18 protein-coding genes are annotated in these 17498 nt (G+C 67.6%); 7 read left to right on the top strand and 11 right to left on the bottom strand.

Annotated features, from left to right (window positions below; all coding sequences use genetic code 11):
* Positions 1-3: 3 nt before the first annotated feature.
* A complete protein-coding gene (locus tag ABD260_RS05920) occupies positions 4-1293 on the top strand; it encodes an aspartate aminotransferase family protein (protein WP_344232313.1) in 1290 nt (429 codons plus the stop codon).
* On the opposite strand, the gene ABD260_RS05915 is transcribed toward ABD260_RS05920, so the two are convergent.
* A complete protein-coding gene (locus ABD260_RS05915) occupies positions 1262-2755 on the bottom strand; it encodes an FAD-dependent monooxygenase (RefSeq protein ID WP_344232312.1) in 1494 nt (497 codons plus the stop codon). The genes ABD260_RS05920 and ABD260_RS05915 overlap by 32 nt on opposite strands.
* A 75-nt stretch (positions 2756-2830) precedes the next feature.
* On the opposite strand from ABD260_RS05915, the gene ABD260_RS05910 reads away from it, so the two are divergent.
* A complete protein-coding gene (locus ABD260_RS05910) occupies positions 2831-3499 on the top strand; it encodes a TetR/AcrR family transcriptional regulator C-terminal domain-containing protein (protein ID WP_344232311.1) in 669 nt (222 codons plus the stop codon).
* Positions 3500-3527: 28 nt separating this feature from the next.
* Here ABD260_RS05910 and ABD260_RS05905 read toward each other — a convergent pair whose 3' ends face one another.
* The 5 genes from ABD260_RS05905 to ABD260_RS05885 form a co-directional block, all read right to left on the bottom strand.
* Positions 3528-4394 carry an amino acid ABC transporter permease gene (locus tag ABD260_RS05905; RefSeq protein ID WP_344232310.1) on the bottom strand — a complete coding sequence of 289 codons (867 nt, stop codon included), beginning with the start codon at positions 4392-4394 and terminating at the stop codon, positions 3528-3530.
* Positions 4394-5041, bottom strand: a complete 648-nt coding sequence (locus ABD260_RS05900; RefSeq protein ID WP_344232309.1) for an amino acid ABC transporter permease — start codon at positions 5039-5041, stop codon at positions 4394-4396. The genes ABD260_RS05905 and ABD260_RS05900 overlap by 1 nt, the downstream gene beginning before the upstream one ends.
* 114 nt (positions 5042-5155) lie before the next feature.
* Entirely contained in the window at positions 5156-5917 is a 762-nt protein-coding gene (locus ABD260_RS05895) for a glutamate ABC transporter substrate-binding protein (protein ID WP_344232308.1), read from the bottom strand.
* A gap of 212 nt (positions 5918-6129) precedes the next feature.
* Positions 6130-6858: an amino acid ABC transporter ATP-binding protein gene (locus tag ABD260_RS05890; protein WP_344232501.1), complete on the bottom strand. Its 729-nt coding sequence runs from the start codon at positions 6856-6858 to the stop codon at positions 6130-6132.
* Positions 6859-7044: 186 nt separating this feature from the next.
* Entirely contained in the window at positions 7045-8577 is a 1533-nt protein-coding gene (locus ABD260_RS05885) for an amidohydrolase family protein (protein WP_344232307.1), read from the bottom strand.
* 101 nt (positions 8578-8678) lie between these two features.
* Here ABD260_RS05885 and miaB point away from each other — a divergent pair, with 101 nt between their 5' ends.
* Both miaB and ABD260_RS05875 read left to right on the top strand, forming a co-directional pair.
* The gene (gene miaB / locus ABD260_RS05880; RefSeq protein ID WP_344232306.1) at positions 8679-10148 is read left to right on the top strand and encodes a tRNA (N6-isopentenyl adenosine(37)-C2)-methylthiotransferase MiaB; all 1470 of its coding nucleotides are present in this window, start codon (positions 8679-8681) and stop codon (positions 10146-10148) included.
* Between the two features lie 95 nt (positions 10149-10243).
* Positions 10244-10912, top strand: coding sequence for a phosphotransferase (locus ABD260_RS05875; protein ID WP_344232305.1), 669 nt, complete (start codon positions 10244-10246; stop codon positions 10910-10912).
* 321 nt (positions 10913-11233) lie between these two features.
* Here ABD260_RS05875 and ABD260_RS05870 read toward each other — a convergent pair whose 3' ends face one another.
* From ABD260_RS05870 to ABD260_RS05850, 5 genes are all read right to left on the bottom strand, one after another.
* Complete coding sequence (locus tag ABD260_RS05870) at positions 11234-13069, bottom strand: LamG-like jellyroll fold domain-containing protein (protein WP_344232304.1); 1836 nt, start codon at positions 13067-13069, stop codon at positions 11234-11236.
* Positions 13070-13139: 70 nt separating this feature from the next.
* The gene (locus ABD260_RS05865) at positions 13140-13595 is read right to left on the bottom strand and encodes an NUDIX hydrolase (protein ID WP_344232303.1); all 456 of its coding nucleotides are present in this window, start codon (positions 13593-13595) and stop codon (positions 13140-13142) included.
* Positions 13596-13628: 33 nt separating this feature from the next.
* The gene (locus ABD260_RS05860) at positions 13629-14384 is read right to left on the bottom strand and encodes an MBL fold metallo-hydrolase (RefSeq protein ID WP_344232302.1); all 756 of its coding nucleotides are present in this window, start codon (positions 14382-14384) and stop codon (positions 13629-13631) included.
* 166 nt (positions 14385-14550) lie between these two features.
* Positions 14551-14796, bottom strand: coding sequence for an antitoxin (locus ABD260_RS05855; RefSeq protein ID WP_344232301.1), 246 nt, complete (start codon positions 14794-14796; stop codon positions 14551-14553).
* Positions 14797-14932: 136 nt separating this feature from the next.
* Entirely contained in the window at positions 14933-15175 is a 243-nt protein-coding gene (locus ABD260_RS05850) for a hypothetical protein (protein WP_344232300.1), read from the bottom strand.
* Positions 15176-15296: 121 nt separating this feature from the next.
* Here ABD260_RS05850 and miaA point away from each other — a divergent pair, with 121 nt between their 5' ends.
* Genes miaA through ABD260_RS05835 form a run of 3 tightly spaced genes read left to right on the top strand, consistent with a single transcriptional unit; the run spans position 15297 to position 17483 of the window.
* Positions 15297-16283, top strand: coding sequence for a tRNA (adenosine(37)-N6)-dimethylallyltransferase MiaA (gene miaA / locus ABD260_RS05845; RefSeq protein WP_344232299.1), 987 nt, complete (start codon positions 15297-15299; stop codon positions 16281-16283).
* Positions 16270-16785, top strand: a complete 516-nt coding sequence (locus tag ABD260_RS05840; protein ID WP_344232298.1) for a SigE family RNA polymerase sigma factor — start codon at positions 16270-16272, stop codon at positions 16783-16785. Before miaA ends, ABD260_RS05840 begins: the two co-directional genes overlap by 14 nt.
* Before the next feature lie 8 nt (positions 16786-16793).
* Positions 16794-17483 (top strand): hypothetical protein, encoded by a 690-nt coding sequence (locus tag ABD260_RS05835; protein WP_344232297.1) that lies wholly within the window; start codon positions 16794-16796, stop codon positions 17481-17483.
* Positions 17484-17498: the final 15 nt, after the last annotated feature.

The following is a 17498-nucleotide window of genomic DNA, read 5'->3' as shown; positions in this document are numbered from 1 at the left end:
CACATGACACATGCGGAGCTCTGGGAACGTCACAAGGCAGTCATGCCGGCTTGGCTCGCGTTGTACTACGAAGAGCCGATCGAGATCGTGCAGGGGTCCGGCCGCCGGGTGACCGACGGCGAGGGGACGACCTACCTGGACTTCTTCGCCGGCATCCTGACGAACGCGATCGGCTACGACATCGCGGAGATCTCCGATGCGGTCCGCGAGCAGCTCGGCTCCGGGATCGCGCACACCTCGACGGTGTACTTGATCCGGAAGCAGATCGAGCTGGCCGAGCAGATCGCCGAGCTGTCCGGGATTCCCGACGCCAAGGTGTTCTTCGCCAACTCCGGCACCGAGGCGAACGAGACGGCTCTCCTGCTGGCCACCCAGGCCCGCCGCTCCAACCAGGTGCTGGCGATGCGCAACTCGTACCACGGCCGCGCGTTCGGCACGGTGGCGATCACCGGCAACCGCGGCTGGTCCGCGAGCAGCCTGTCGCCGGTGAACGTGCAGTACCTGCAAGGCGCGTACCGGTATCGCAGCCCGTTCCGCGATCTGCCGGACGCGGAGTACGTGAAGGTGTGCGTCGACGACCTGCGCAACGTCATCGAGACCACGACCTCGGGTGATGTCGCCTGTCTGATCGCGGAGCCGATCCAGGGCGTCGGTGGCTTCTCGTCGCCGCCGGACGGGTTGTACGCCGCCTTCAAGGAGGTGCTGGACGAGTACGGCATCCTGTTCATCTCCGACGAGGTGCAGACCGGATGGGGCCGGACCGGTGATCACTTCTGGGGCATCCAGGCGCACGGTGTCGTACCGGACGCGATGACGTTCGCGAAGGGGCTCGGCAACGGGTTCGCGATCGGTGGCGTGGTCGCGACGGCCGAGTTGATGGACAGCATCAAGGCGAACTCGCTGTCCACCTTCGGCGGCAACCCGATCTCGACCACCGCGGCGAAGGCGACGATCGACTACCTGCTGGACAAGGACCTGCAGGCGAACGCGGCCAAGCGCGGCGCCCAGCTGGTCGACGGTCTGCGGGGCATCTCCGACGAGTACCCGGAGCTGGGCGACGTCCGCGGCAAAGGCCTGATGCTGGCCGCGGAGATCGTCAAGCCGGACGACAACAGCCCGGACCCGGCAACGACCACCAAGCTCCAGCAGGAGACCAAGAACCGTGGTCTCCTGGTCGGCAAGGGCGGTCTCTACGGCAACGTACTCCGGATGGCGCCGCCGATGACGCTGACCGAGGAGGAGGCCACCGAGGCCCTGGAGATCATCCGAGACTCGTTCGGCACCCTGCGCTGACCGCGGCCGGTCCAAACCAGGTCGTGAGCGCCTCCTCGAGTCCTGTCTCCGTCTGTCCATCCGTCGCCCAGGCGACGTGACCGTCCGGACGGATCAGGACCGTGGCGGGTACGCGGACGTCGCCGGCACCAGGAACCGTCCACTCCTGGGCGACGGTGTCGGCGGCGACGCAGTCCAGCCGGTCAGCCCAGCTGTCCGCGATCGCCGGCGCCTCAGAGCCGTTCAAGGACAGCAGGATCGGTCGGCCCGAGCGGAGCAGTTGATGTACGCGCGTCGTCGACAGCTCCGCGTCGGGAACCCGCCGGCCGAGCAGCGGATGGTCGCCCGGCAGGTCGTACGTGATGTCGAGCCCGGTGATCATCAGACCGAGCCGCCGGCGTACTTCGTCGATCTCCACCAGCCCGGTGAAGGTTTCGCGCAGTGCGTCGCTGTGCGCGCCGGGACGGGCGAGCGCGGTCTGTGCCCGGGTGTTCTGCAGCACCCGGGCCGCGACGGGGTGCCGCTCGCTCTCGTAGGTGTCGAGTAGCAGGTCGGGCGCCTCGCCCCGGAGCACCGCGGCGAGCTTCCAGCCCAGATTCACCGCGTCCTGCACGCCAGTGTTCAATCCTTGCCCACCAGCCGGGTAGTGGATGTGCGCCGCGTCTCCAGCCAGCAGAACGCGTCCCGCGCGGTAGCGGTCGGCCTGCCGGGCAGCGTCGCCGTACTGGGAGACCCAGCGCGGACTGTGCATCCCGTAGTCAGTGCCCGCGACCTCGCGGAACGACTCCCGGAAGTCCTCGAAGGTCGGCTCGGCAGTGCGGTCGATGACCCGGTCATGCCGCTGCACCAGCAAGCGGTACCAACCGGGCTGGAAGTTCAGCGCCGAGTAGTCGCCCGGCCCGCGGCGCACCGAGAAGACCGGACCTGCCGGCGGCTCGGCCAGCTCCACGTCGGCAATCATCCCCTGCATAGTCGACTCGGTCCCGTCGAAGGCGATACCGGTCAGCTTGCGTACGGTGCTGCGGCCCCCGTCGCAACCAACCAGGTACTCACACCGAATCCGGTTCCCGTCGCCGATCTCCACCTCGATGCCATCCGCATCCGGCCGGATGCCGCACACCGGCGAACCCCAACGCACCGCTACGCCGAGCGTCGCTGCGTACGCGTCCAGCTCGCGCTCGATCTCCGCCTGCACGATCGCCAGTGTGTACGGAAAGCGCGTCGGGAAGTCGGCACAGTCGAGTTTGATGCCCGCGAAATGGCCGGCCTGGATCGGCCGCCCGCGTTCGAGCATCCGGTCCAGCAGACCGCGCTGATCGAACAGCTCCATCGTCCGGGCGTGCACGCCGCCGGCCCGGGACTCGCCACTGCGGGCCGGCAGCGCGTCCAGCAGCACGACGTCGATGCCGGCCAGCCGCAGCTCGGCGGTCAGCATCAGCCCGGTCGGCCCGGCCCCGGCGATCACTACCTGGGTGGTTTCCATCAGCTCTGCTCCTTAACGATGTTTGATCCTCTTTAACGATGTTAAGGAGAACAGAACGCTGTTAAGGTTGTCAACATGAAGCCGGAGACCGGAACGAAGGTGGAGACCGCGAGCATCGCCGCGGCGGCGCTGCGGCTGCTCGACGACGGCGGGATCGACGGCCTGACCATGCGCAAGGTGGCCGCGGGGCTCGGCGTCCAGGCGCCGGCGCTCTACTGGCACGTGAAGAACAAGCGCGAGCTGCTCGACGTGATGGCGAACGCGCTGTTCGTCAGCGCAGTCGACGGCATCGAGGCGCCGCGCCGGGATACCGGCTGGCAGGACTGGCTCCTGGACCTGGCCGGACGCCTGCGGTCGACGCTGCTGCGGCACCGCGACGGCGCCCGCGTCCTGGCCGGCACGAACGTGGCGGGGGAGTCACTGTGGCGGGTGACCGAGCTGACGCTGCGTACGTTGGAGGACGCCGGCTTCTCGGCAGCCGATGCGGTACGGGTGTTCCCGATCCTGCTGCACTACACGATCGGCTTCGTGATCGAGGAACAAGCACGATCCGGCGTGGAGTACCCGGACGGGAACCCGTACACGGTGGACCGGCTGAGTGCGGCGGTGGATGCCGCGCGCTATCCGCTCACGGCTGAGATGGTCGGCACGGTGTTCGGGTCCGACAACGACGCGGAGTTCGAGTACGGCCTGCACGTCATCCTGGCCGGGATCAGCGCTACGACCGGCCCGGAAAAGCAGTAGGCCCCTCCGGAGAGGGGCCTACTGGCTGTCAGAGTGGAGCTTCCACTGAGGTGGCGGACTCGGCCGCTGAGGCCGGCGGTGCGCCGGTGATCTTGCGGCGGCGCCGCGAACGGCCCTCGAGGTACCGGGCCAGCACGGACAGCAGCGAACACAGTCCGATGTAGATGATCGCGATCACGATGTACGTCGGGATGTACGGGAAGCCGTAGTTCAGCCGGCCACCCATCTGCTTGCCGACGTAGAGCAGCTCCGGGTACGTGATGATGAACCCGAGCGCGGTGTCCTTGAGCAGGACGACCAGCTGGCTGACGATCGCGGGCAGCATCGCACTGATCGCCTGCGGCAGCAGCACGAGCCGTACCACCTGGTTCTTCCGCAGACCGAGCGCGTACGAGGCCTCCCGCTGACCCTTCGGTACAGCGGCGATGCCGGCGCGGAAGATCTCCGCGAGCACCGAGCCGTTGTACAATGTCAGACCGAGTACGACCGCCCAGAACGGCGTCAGGCCGAGCTGGAACTGCAGGCTGCCGTAGTAGAAGAAGAACATCAGGATCAGCAGCGGTACGGCCCGGAACAGCTCGACGACGAAGGTCGCCGGTGTCCGTACCCACTTGTGGTCACTGATCCGCGCCGCGGCGAACACCGAGCCGAACACCAGCGCGAGCACCGCCGCCAGCCCGGCCGCCTTGAGGGTGGCGAGCAGACCGTCCAGCAGCTGGTTCTGGATCGACGTGTACTGGAACTGAATCCAGCGCCGGCTCTCGAACTGACCGGTCGCGTTCAGCCGGTAGATGACCCAGGCAACCGCGCCGATCACCAGCAGCAGGACCACTACGTTGAGCGTCCGGTTGCGGACCTTCGCCCGCGGTCCCGGTACGTCGTACAAGGCGCTCATCAGGCCACCGCCGTCCGTCGCTCGGCCCACCGCTGCAGGAACATCAGCGGCACGATCAGGATCAGGAAGCCGATCGCGATCCAGGTCAGCGTCAGCAGCTGGTTCTCACCGCGCTCGGACATCGCCGCCGGAATCGCGCCCGCCTCCGCGACCGAGAAGCCGGCCGCGATGGTGGTGTTCTTCAGCAACGCGATCAGCACGCTCATCAGCGGCGGTACGACCACCCGGAACGCCTGCGGCAGCACGATCACGGTCAGTACCTGGACGAACGACATGCCGACCGCGCGACCCGCCTCGGTCTGCCCGGGCGGGACCGTGTTGATGCCGGACCGGACCACCTCGCAGATGAACGCCGACGTGTAGATCGTCAGCGCGACCACCGCGGACCAGAAGAACGACGGCAGCTCGATGTTCATCTTCGGCGCACCGAAGACCAGGAACGCGAACACCAGGGTCAATGGGGTGTTCCGGAGTACGTTCACGTACCCGGTGCCGACGCCGCGCAGGGCCGGTACCGGGGAGACCCGGAACGTGCCCAGCAGAGTGCCGATCACCAGGCTGAGTACGCCGGAGATCAGGAACAACTTGATCGTGGTCCAGAAGCCTTGTCCGAACAGATCCCAGTTGTCGGTGAGGACCGAGAACATCGCGACCTTCCTCTTGCCCTTCTGTGGATCTCGTCAAGATCCAGCCGTTGCCACGGCTCGGCCGCGGCGGCTGCGCGCCAAGATCTTGCACAGCCGCCGCGGCCGGGTGGTGGATCAGTACTTCTCGAGCGGCGGCGGGGTCGAGTCCGAACCCGACTTGCCGAGCGTCTCGTCGTAGAGCGCCTTCCAGGTGCCGTCGGCCTCGCCGGCCGCCAGGATCGCGTTCACCTTGTCCCGGAGCGCCTTGTCGGCCAGCGGCAGGCCGATGCCGTACTTCTCCACGCTGAACGGCTTGCCGACGACCTTCAGGTCCTCCGGCGCGTTCGCCGCGTAGCCCTTCAGGATCGCGTCGTCGGTGGTGACGGCGTCGGTCTTCTTGTCCAGCAGCTGGGAGACGCACTCCGAGTAGGTCTTGAACTCGGAGATGTTGCTGGCCTCGGTCAGCTGCTCGTCCTTGACCCGCTGGATCGGGGTCGAGCCGGTCGCCGAGCAGACCTTCTTGCCCTTCAGCGCGGTCTTGCCGGCGTCCATCGAGCTGTCGCTCTTGCGGACCAGCAGGTCCTGGCCGGCGATGAAGTACGGGCCCGCGAACGAGACCTGCTTCTTGCGCTTGTCGGTGATCGAGTAGGTGCCGACGTAGTAGTCGATCTCACCACCGGCGATCGCCGTCTCGCGGTTCGCGGACGGGATCTCCTTGTACTCGATCTTGTCCGGGTCGAGGCCCAGGCCGGCCGAGACCATCCGGGCGATCTCGATGTCGAACCCGCAGCGCTTGCCGCTGGCGTCCTTGTACCCGAGGTTCGGCTGGTCGGCCTTGACGCCGACGACCACGTTGCCGCGGGCCTTCGCCTTGGTGAAGGCCGGGCTGCCGGCCACGTCGACGCCGGTCGCGGTGGTGAACTTGTGCAGCTCGCCACAGGAGTCGGACGCCTAAGTCGGATCGTAGCCATGTCGTTCTGTGAGCCAAGGAGTTGGTCTTGTGAGTTGTCTTCCTAAGACCGCTTGGCCTCCGACTTCGACGAGGTTGCGCATTCTCATGATCAGGATTCCCCTTCGTTTCGTTACTGGGTACTGCTGCGGGCGGGAGCTCAGTGCTTCAGGATCTTGCCGAGGAAGTCCTGGGCCCGCCGGGAGGACGGGTTGGTGAAGAAGGTCTCCGGGTCGGCCTGCTCGACGATCTCGCCGTCGGCCATGAACACCACCCGGTTCGCCGCGGTCCGGGCGAAGCCCATCTCGTGCGTGACGACGACCATCGTCATGCCCTGCTTGGCCAGGTCGACCATCACCTCGAGGACCTCCTGGATCATCTCCGGGTCGAGCGCCGAGGTGGGCTCGTCGAAGAGGATCACCTTCGGGTCCATGGCCAGCGCCCGGGCGATCGCGACCCGCTGCTGCTGCCCACCGGACAGCTGGGCCGGGTACTTCTGCGCCTGGGTCGCCACCCCGACCCGCTCCAGCAGCTCCATCGCCCGCTGCTCGGCCTTCTTCGGGTCCGCCTTCCGGACCTTGCACGGGCCGAGGGTGACGTTCTGCAGGATCGTCTTGTGCGCGAACAGGTTGAACGACTGGAACACCATGCCGACGTCGGCCCGCAGCTTGGCCAGCGCCTTGCCCTCGCTCGGCAGCGGCTGGCTGTCCAGCGTGATGGTGCCGGAGTCGATCGGCTCCAGCCGGTTGATCGCGCGGCAGAGCGTCGACTTGCCGGACCCGGACGGGCCGATCACGACCACGACCTCGCCCTCGTCGATGGACAGGTTGATGTCCTTGAGAACGTGCAGTTCGCCGAAGTGCTTGTTCACACCGGTCAGCGTCACCAGTCCGGCCGCTTTCCGTGTGTCCTGTGCCAGGGTGCCGGAATCGCTCATGGCCAGAACCTAGCGGAGGGCGGGGTGCGGTCGCAGGCCCGGGTGGTTCCACCGTGGTAACGATCTGCAATAAACTCGAGCGGACTGTGATCGGTTGATCACAGCCCGCTCTGGATTGCGCTTCAGTGTTCGTTTGCCTCAGTGGGCGCGCGGCCCCGTGCCGCAGCAGCCACCAGCGGCGATGCTTGCGGCCGTCGGCGGTTCCTTGACCGCGGCCTCGACCCCGGCCAGCAGCCGCTGCCGGTCAGTGGGGGAGATCACCCTGCCGCGGGTGACGACGGAGTGGATTTTCCGCGTGTTCCGGATATCGGTCAGCGGATCGGCGTCCAGTACGACCAGGTCGGCGATCTTCCGGGCCGCGACCGCGCCCAGGTCGGCGTCCATCCCGAGGAACTTGGCCGGCTCGACCGTCGCCGCGTACAGCGCCTGCCGCGTACTCGCACCGGCGTTCACGAGGTGCTCCAGCTCGTCGTGCAGCGCGAATCCCGGGACCGAGTACGGCGTGCCGGTGTCCGTACCGGCCATCAACGGGACGTCGTGCTCGATCAGTTCGCGGACGAACCGCTGGCGCCACGCCCACATCTGGCGCTGATGGGAGATCTCCTCGGCGGTGCGATTGGCCGCGTACATGGTCTGGATGACGTAGTCGTACGTGCCGATCGAGTCTTCACTCAGGTACTTCGCCAGCGCCGGGTCGAGGCGTGTGTAGTCGATCTGGTCGAGTACGTAGTGCATGGTCAGCGTCGGCGTGACGCGAGTGCGGTTCCGGCGGAGCGTGCCGAACACATCGGCGGCGCGGGCCGGGCTGTACGTGTTCGCGGCGATCCACTCGATCGGGTGCAGTTGCCGGAACCACGCGTTGTAGTCACCGTTCTTGACCTTGATCGCGAGCAGCATCCGCCGTACCTCGGCCTCCCGGGTGGAGACCGACAGGCCGAGCGAGTGGATGTGCTCGATGCTGCGCTGACCGGCCTTGCTGACTTCCTTGATCGGGACCTCGTCCGGGCCGTGGCCGTGCACGGTCAGGCCGACTCTGCGGGCCTCGTCGATCACCGCGCGCCACGACTCGCGGCTCAGCCGGGAGTACACCTTGACGAAGTCCGCGCCCTCACCCTTCACCCGGCGGACCGCGGCCCGGGCCGCGGCGGGGTCGTCGACGACGATCACCTTGATCAGGTTCGGGTCCCAGAGCGTCGGGTCGCCGTCCAGGATGTTGCTGGCGACGATCATCCGCGGGCCGAGCAGCTTGCCGGCGGCGATCCGGTCCCGCCAGTTGTAGAGGTTCGGGTCGGTGCCGGACATTTCGCGGACCGTGGTCAGGCCGTTCGCCAGGTAGAGCGGTGGCGATACGCGCTCGTCGCCGAGGCTGTGGACGTGCATGTCGGCCAGGCCGGGGATCACGTACTTGCCGGTCAGGTCGAGCTCGACGGCGCCGCGGGGGACCGGGATGCGGCCGACGCCGATGATCCGGTCGTCGCTGATCAGTACCGTCTGGTTCCGGTCGCGGCGGCCGGTGTGGACGTCGATCACGGTCACGTTGGTGAGCGCGGTGATTCTCCGGGAGGCGAGTGCGGGGCCGGCGGCGGCGGTCGTGGTCGCGAAGGTCCCACCCGCGAGCACGGCGGCACCGGCGGCGGTACGGGCGAGAAACTGACGGCGAGAACTGTTCATACCCATCACTATTGTCTGCGCGGCCACTCCGGTCAGGGGTCGCAAGCCGCCAGAGCCAGGTAGGTCTTTGTCTACCCCGGCACGTACTCTTGGTGGCTGTCATGCGTACTTATGAGGTCCGCACCTACGGGTGTCAAATGAATGTCCACGACTCCGAGCGCCTGCGCGGGCTGCTGGAGGACGCGGGTTATGTCCGCGCGCCCGAGGGTGACGCCGACGTGGTCGTCTTCAACACCTGCGCGGTCCGCGAGAACGCCGACAACAAGCTGTACGGCAACCTCGGTCACCTGGCGCCGGTGAAGGCCCGCAAACCCGGCATGCAGATCGCCGTCGGCGGGTGCCTGGCGCAGAAGGACAAGGCGTCGATCACCCGCAAGGCTCCGTGGGTGGACGTGGTCTTCGGCACCCACAACATCGGTTCGCTGCCGGTGCTGCTGGAGCGTGCCCGGGTCGAGCAGGAGTCGCAGGTCGAGATCCTCGAGTCGCTGGACGTGTTCCCGTCCACACTCCCGACCCGGCGCGAGTCGCCGTACTCGGCCTGGGTTTCGGTCAGTGTCGGGTGCAACAACACCTGCACGTTCTGCATCGTGCCTGCGCTGCGCGGCCGGGAGAAGGACCGGCGGCCGGGGGAGATCCTGGCCGAGGTCGAGGCGCTGGCCGCCGAGGGTGTCCTCGAGGTGACGCTGCTCGGGCAGAACGTGAACTCGTACGGCGTCGAGTTCGGCGACCGGTACGCGTTCTCGAAGCTGCTCCGCGCATGCGGTTCCGTGGAAGGTCTGGAGCGGGTCCGGTTCACGTCGCCGCATCCCCGCGACTTCACCGCGGACGTGATCGAGGCGATGGCCGAGACGCCGAACGTGATGCCTTCGCTGCACATGCCGCTGCAGTCCGGGTCGGACGCCGTGCTGAAGGCGATGCGCCGCTCGTACCGGCGGGATCGGTATCTGCGGATCATCGAGGACGTACGCGCCGCGATGCCCGATGCGGCGATCACCACCGACATCATCGTCGGGTTCCCGGGGGAGACCGAGGAGGACTTCCAGGGCACGCTCGACGTGGTCCGGCAGGCACGGTTCGCCGGGGCGTTCACGTTCCAGTACTCGAAGCGTCCTGGTACGCCGGCCGAGACGATGGAGAACCAGGTACCGCGCGAGGTCGTCCAGGAGCGGTACGAGCGGTTGGTCGCGCTGCAGGACGACATGGCCTGGGCGGAGAACAAGCAGCTCGTCGGGCGGTCCGTCGAGGTGCTCGTCGCGGAGGGCGAGGGGCGGAAGGACGCCAGTACCCGGCGGCTGAGCGGCCGGGCGCGGGACAACCGCCTCGTACACTTCGCGGTGCCCGAAGGGGTGGAGACGCCGCGGCCGGGTGACCTGGCGACGGTCGAGGTCACGTACGCCGCGCCGCATCACCTGGTCGCCGACACGTTCGGTGATCTTCGCCGGACGCGCGCCGGCGACGCCTGGGCCCGTACGCAGGACGCGCCGGCCGCCACGCCCGGCGTGATGCTCGGCATGCCCACCCTCGGCGCCAAGCCCCTGGAACCAACCACCGGCGGCTGCCAAGCCGGATGACCGAGCTCCCAACCACACCAGGCACCGTCGCTCCGCCCGCACCACCCGGCGCTGCCTCGGGCGCACCAGTCCCCTCCGGGGCGGAAGCTGTCGGGTTGTCCGCGCTGCTGCCTGCGGGTGCTGAGCCGTTTGCGGCGGGGCGGGATGCGGATGTTTTCGCGATCGACGAGGACTGGGTGTTGCGGCGGTACCGGGACGGGCATCCGGTCCGCGACGAGGCCGACTACATGCGGCACGTCGCCAGCTACGGCTACCCCGTGCCCGCGGTTCGCGAGATCAGCGGGCCGGACCTGGTGATGCAACGGATCACCGGCCCAACTCTCGCCGAAGCAGCCATCGCTGGTGACCTCAGCGCTACACAGCTAGGCGAGCTGCACGCCGACCTGCACCACCGCCTGCACGCCATCCCCGCCCCCAGCGGCACTCCAGGTCTGACCGTCGTCCACGGCGACCTGCACCCGCAGAACGTGATCTCGTCCGCCAACGGCCTGACAGTCATCGACTGGCGCGACGCCTCCGAAGCCCCCGCCGAGCTGGACATCGCCAAAACCGCGATCATCTTCGCCCAGATCGCCCTGGACCCCGAGTGGGCCGAAGCATCCCCCATCCTCCGCGAAGCCCTGGCCGTCTACCTCGCCAACTCGATCGACCCCACCCCCCAACTCCCCGCCGCCCTCCACACCCGGGCCAACAACCCCACCCTCACCCAGGCCGAAAAAGCCCTCCTCCCCACCCAAGAAGCCCTGATCCGCTCCCTCCTCTAGCCCACTACCCCCTCTGCCGCAAAGCACCCCAAACCGGTTTGGGGTGCTTTGCCCTCCATTCGAGGAGTACCACCCTCCCCGCACCACGTAGACAACTACCCCAAACCGGTTTGGGGTGGCTAACAGCCGCTTTATGAGCCGATCGGGACATCCCCCGCGTTCGTCACGCGCCCGCCCTCAACGCCGCGCCCGCCGACTGCCCCACCCACCGCATTGGGTACCGAAGGACGGGTAGTCCTAGCCGACTTCGCCGGATGCTGAGCGTGCAGCACCCAGGTCCGGCCGCCGACGGGGGACCACTACCCGTTCTTCGGTACCGGGTCAGGCGGTGAGGAATTGGGAGGGTTTGAGGGGGCGGGTGACGATGCGGAGTTCGCCGAGGTGGCCTGCGAAGGACTGGTCGATGGTGTTGGCGTAGTGACCGGCGCCGACCAGCCAGGGTTTGCCGGCTGTGGCCAGGCCGTTTGACCGGGTGGAAGGGTTGCGGAGCAGCTCCGACGAGTTGACGTACACGATGCTGTGCCGGCCGTCGTTGACGATCGCGAGGTGGAACCATTCGCCGGCGCGCTGTTCATGGCCCCAGTTGGTGAAGGTGTCGTTGCGGTCCAGCGGATAAACCGCCCACTGCACCTGCAACCCGCCCGAAAAGCCGAGCTTGACCACCGGCTCGTCCGGGTCGCTCCCGGTCTTCCCGGCGTCGCGTCCGGTGCCGAGCCGCGCGAGCAGACCCTCCCACGAGTGATCCTGCCCGTCATCCGCAAGCTTCACGAACGCCTCGATCGTGTACCCGTCGGTGAACGTCATCGCGTTCAGCGGCGCACCATCGGCCGTCTTCAGGTACGCCCCACGCGCCGGATTCTTACCGCCCGGAAACAGCCAGCTCCCATGCCCCGGCTGATCCGCGTGGTACTCCGCTGACGCCGTCGGTACATCACCACTGAGCTGCACCCGCGTCAGCTCGTTCCCGTTCCCCGACTGATCGACCACCGTGCCACCGACCGGTCCATCGAAGCGCCAGTACGCCGCCGTCCCCGGAATCACGAGCTGCTTCGCCGGACGGGCCGGGCGTACGGGCTCCGGCGCGAACCCGGCGAACCGCTTGGCGAAGTCGACCGGGATGCTGAACCGGTTGGTGTCATCGGTCAGCTCGACCTCGGCCGCCGCCAGCTCACTGCGCCGGCCGGGGTCCTGCCCGAGAATCCACGGCGCGACGGTCTCGACGTCGATCGTGTTCCGGGCCAGATCGAAGTGATACAGCCGGACCATCCCGGAGCCGCCGTAGTAGCGGTCCTGGTAGTTCGTGATGTGGAGGTGTACGTCGTTGCCGGCGGCGTTCTTCCGGGTGACCCGCCCCGGCGGCCAGTAGTGACCGTTCAAAGTCAGGAAGATCTGGTCGTTGCCGTCGACCAACTGATCCCACACCCGATTGCCATGATCGGTCAGGTACGCGACCGGGTTGCCGGCGTCGGCGTTGACCAGTTCGTGCGTGGTGAGGATGACCGGCAGCTTCGGGTGCGCCGCGATCACGCCGCGCGCCCAGGCGAAGCTCGCGTCCGACGGCCGCCAGTCCATTGCCAGCAGCAACCATTGCCGGCCGGCCGCGCGGAACACGTGGTACGAGTTGTACCCGTTCGGCGTCGACCCGCCGTACGTCGGCATCCACCGGAACCGGCGCGGATTGAACGTGTCCAGGTACGCGGACGCGCCGCGGGTGTCGTCCTTCGAGCCGTCGATGTCGTGATTCCCGGCCAGCACCGAGTACGGGAAGCGCGCCCGGTCGAGGAGCTTGAACACCGGATCGGCCTGGGCGAACTCCATCGCCAGCCCGTTCTCCACCACGTCGCCGAGATGCGCGACGAAGACGATGTTCTCCGCGCCACGCTGGTCGATCAGCCACTTGAAGGTGGCGGTCAACGGCGCCGCGTCGCCCCGGTCCTGGTCGAACTGGTACTGCGTGTCCGGCACCACGGCCAGCGTGAACCGCGGATGCTCGGTGTCGACCCGCCCGCCGTGCCGGCCCGTCGCAGCGACCCCAGCCGTGCCGGTTGTGGCGTCGGCGGTCCCGGCGCCGAGTGCCCCGGAGGCGATCACCGCACCGGCGCCGACTCCCGTCTGCAGCAGCCGCCGCCGGCTGGTTCCGTCATGCCGCTCGTCCATTGCCCCACGCTCCCAAGCTCGCTGACACCGCAGCGAACAGTAGAGCGGGCCGGGGGAAAGGACGGTGAACTCACGCGAAACCCTGGACGATCACCGCGGGAAGCTCCTCGCCTTTCGCCAGCGCCTCGAGTACTCGGGCCTCCTGCACGACCAACGGCTCCGGCAGGGCATCGAGCGCGTACCACTCCAGCCCGGCCGCCTTCTCGGGCTCCATCAACCGCGGCTCACCGCTCCACGTCGACACCTCGAAGAAGAAGTCCACCCGCTCATCGATCGGCTCGCCGTTCCCGCCCGTCCGGTGCATGGCCGTCAGGGGTACGAGATCAGCGGGCTGCACCTCCAGCCCGACCTCTTCGCGCAATTCACGCACCGCCGCAGCGATCGCGGACTCACCCTGCTCGACATGACCCGCCGGCATCGCCCAGTGCCCGTCCATGTACCCGGTATTGGCCCGCAGCAACAACAACACCTCATTGCCCCGCCGAACCAACACGTAAGCCGCAGGCACCACCCGAAACCGATCCATACCCGGAACCCTAGACAACCGGACCGACAACCGTCAGATCACGTACGTGGTCCCGGGCGACGCGTAGTCCACCTCACCATCGAACCGCGTCGCTGCGCGCCCAGCAGCCTCAGCAAACGTCAGTGCCCGGCCAACATGCGTGACGATCAGTCGACCGGCCTGGGCCGCTGCTGCGGTGTCACCAGCCTGTTCAGCTGTGTGGTGTACGTCGGAGCCGTCAACTACATCCGCTTCACAGAGCAGTACGTCGCAATCAGCCGCCAGAGCAGTGAGGTTTTCGCAGGGCGCTGTGTCACCCGAGTACACCAGTGACCGACCACCGGACGACATGCGCACCGCAAACGCAGCCATACCGTGCTCCACGGCCCGCGTTGTCAGGTCGATGGAGCCGACAGCCGCCTCGTGCTTGTCGTGCAATTCAGTGACGGCAAAAGCGGACTCGATCGGGCTGCGGGTCGCCGTGTTCGTCAGGAAGCCGGCTAGCCGATCAGCAATGCCCGGCGGACCGTACAGCGAGATCGGTGCGGCCAAACTGACATCCGCGTACAGCGCGCCGTAGTACGCCGTCAGTAGGTCAGCGGCGTGATCAGCGTGCAGATGCGAGATCCAGATCGCGTCCAGCTCGTCGAGCCGTGCATGACGCTGCAGCGGTCCGAGCGTGCCGGTACCGGCATCGACCCAGATCTTGGTGTCACCGGACGTCACCAGGTACCCGGAACAGGGGTTGTCCACCGCCGGGTACGGCGTCGCGCAGCCGAGCACTGTCAGCCGCAAAGCTCCATCACTCACACCGGCGATCCTACGAACCGGCAGGACCAGGCGCGGCCGGAGCACTGCCGGACCAGACATGACAACAGACATGACAACAGGCATGACAACAGGCATGACAACAGGCATGACAACAGGCATGACAAAGGGCCGCAAGCTGGATGCTTGCGGCCCTTCGGGGGTTCGATCAGGCGGACTGGTTCGGCTTGTCCGGGATGTCGTCGTTCTGGCCGTCCAGGTTGTCCAACCCGTCCTTGGCCTTCTCGACACCGGTGTCGATCTTGTCGCCGTACTTGCCGCCCGTTTTCTCGTCGACGAAGTCGCCGGCCTTGTCAAGACCCTCGCCGACCTTGTCGCCGTGCTCGTTGACCAGGTCGGTGGCCTTGTCCTTCAGGTTCTCGGCCGTGCCCTTGAACTTGTCGAAGATGCCCATCTCGGGGCTCCCATTCCTGCGTAGTTGAGTGCTTACAGACAGCTAGCGGTGATCTTCGCACCTGCAACGCCGGAACTGTGGGATCTCCGCGAGCGCCATGCTGAAACGCTCAGCGACGGGCCGTCCGAACCGTGGCTCAGACGCCGTCCTTCGGACCCGACTCTACGTCGCCGCCGCTGCCGTCGGTGCTGCCGCCGCCGGATTCGACGTCACCACCGGACTCGACGTCGCCGCCGCTCTTCGCCTCCACGTCACCGCCGCTGCGGCGCGCCTCCACGTCCCCACCGCTCTTCTTCGCGGCCGCGACGTCCTCGGTGCCTTCCCCCAGTCCGGCCGCGTCCTTGGCGGCGGCGGACTCTTCCTCGAACGAATTCGTCACTTGGTTCCTCCCGTAGCTTTGTTACCAACTCCCAGGTTCCTACCGAACATTCCGGGTCAACCACAAGGCTGGTAGAGACCTCTTGGCGAAGTCTTCAGAGCCGAGCTGCCAAACTGGAGCGATGCCTGCTCCACTCGTCGTCGCGGTCGTGGGTCCCACCGCGGCCGGCAAATCCGATCTCGCCGTCGCCCTGTCCCTGCGGCTGGGCGGCGAAGTCGTGAACGTGGACGCCATGCAGGTGTACCGCGGGATGGACATCGGGACCGCGAAGATCACCGAGCCGGAGCGCCAGGGCGTACGCCACCATCTGCTCGACCTCCTGGACGTCACCGAGACCGCGACCGTCGCCGAGTTCCAGGAGCTGGCCCGCGCCGCGATCGACGACTGCCTCGGGCGCGGCGTGGTGCCGGTGCTGGCCGGGGGCTCCGCGTTGTACGTCCGCGCGATCCTCGACGACTTCGTCTTCCCGGGGACCGATCCGGTCGTCCGCGCCCGGCTCGAGGCGGAGCTGGAGCGGCACGGGTCCGGCGTACTGCATCAGCAGCTGGCCGCGAAGGACCCGAAGGCGGCGGAGCAGATCCTGCCGAGCAACGGCCGGCGGATCGTCCGGGCGCTGGAGGTCATCGAGATCACCGGCGGCGCGTACGTCGCGACCTTGCCCGAGCATCGGTACGTGTACCCCGGCGCGGTGCAGCTCGGGCTGGACGTGCCGCGGCCCGTACTGGACGAGCGGATCGACCGCCGGGTGGACCGGATGTTCGACGCGGGATTCGTCGCCGAGGTGCGAGGTCTGCTGAACAAGGGTTTGATTGAGGGTAAGACAGCCAACCGCGCGCTCGGATACTCGCAGGTGATCGCGTTGCTGAACGGTGAGCTCGACGAGGCGCAGGCCCGGGACCGGACCGCTCAGGCCACCCGCCGGTTCGCGCGCCGGCAGGATTCGTGGTTCCGGAAGGACGACCGGATCAGCTGGCTGAGCTACGACGCCCCCGATCTGGTGGAGAAAGCACTCCAAGTGATAGTTGAAGGCAACCGTGACGCCGCCGGCGGCGTAGTCGAGGTGGAAGGCCCCGGACACCACTCAGGGGCTGTCGATGCGAGGGGGTGACCGTGAGGCCGAGTTCCGTGAGTACTTGCTCGCGGACCGCACCAGGCTGATGAGGACGGCGCTGCTGCTGACCGCCGGGGACGCACACACCGCCGAGGACCTGGTTCAGACCGCCTGCACCCGGGTGTACGTGCACTGGCACCGGATCAAGCACGAAGGCGCCGGACCGTACGCGCATCGCATTCTGGTGAACGCGTTCCTGGACGAACGCCGCCGGGCCGGCCGCCATCCGGAGGTGGTCACCGCGGAGACCGTCGAGCCGCGGCTGACCGACGTGCCGGACCAGGCGGACACGCTCGCGGTACGGGACGCGCTGCTGGAGCTCGCGCCGCGGCAACGGGCCGTGCTGGTGCTGCGGTACTTCCAGGATCTCGACGTCGCCACCTGCGCGCGGATCCTGGCCTGCACCGAAGGAACAGTGAAGAGTCAGACGGCGAAGGCGCTGAAGCGGCTGAAGGACCTGATGACCGAGGAGATGGACAGAAAGACGGGGAGTAGCTGAGAACGCCGATGGACGACGTCAAGAGGTTGTTGGAGGGGTTCGCGGACCGCGCCGCCGATGGGTTGCCGGACCCGGACATCGAGGCGGATGTGACCCGCGGACGGGTCGCGTTGCGCCGGATCAAGCGCCGCCGCCGGACCACCGGGGTGCTGTGCGTTGCCGCCGCGTCGGCGCTGGTGCTTGTGGTCGGCAACCAGGTGAAGTGGTGGGGGAGCGGCGGCACCAACGTCGCGAGCACCACGGCCACACCGCAGGTGGCGTCCGAGCCTTCGAAGCCCGCGGCCGCCTCGGCCACGCCGCGGAGCAAGGAGACGATCTCGAACTTCGGCGCACCGGTGGTCGAGCTGGTCGCGAACAAGCAGGCCTGGCGGACCATCTCCTGCGGCCTGACGCCGCGCGGCCTGACGCCTGAGACCCCCATCGCCGCGAACCGGGTGGTGTTGTCCCAGCCAGAGATGCGGACCGCTGACACGGCAACGAAGGTGGTGCTGCAGACAGCTCCGGAGGCCATCACCCTGTCGAAGCCCCGGGTCAGTCAGGTGGACGGCAAGTCCTTCCGGATCGGCACACTGAACGGTCGGCTGACCGGTCAGGTACACGTTGCCGGCAAGTGGTTGTTGGTTGAGCTCCCCACCGGCACGGTCGAGTGGTCCGATGACATCTTGCAGCGGTTCCTTGCCTCCTGCACTGCGAAGTAGCCACACGCCAGAACT

Source organism: Kribbella hippodromi, from assembly GCF_039531045.1.
Lineage (GTDB): Bacteria > Actinomycetota > Actinomycetes > Propionibacteriales > Kribbellaceae > Kribbella > Kribbella hippodromi.
Note: the sequence above shows the minus strand (reverse complement) of the source record. Positions and strands in the feature narration are given on the sequence as shown.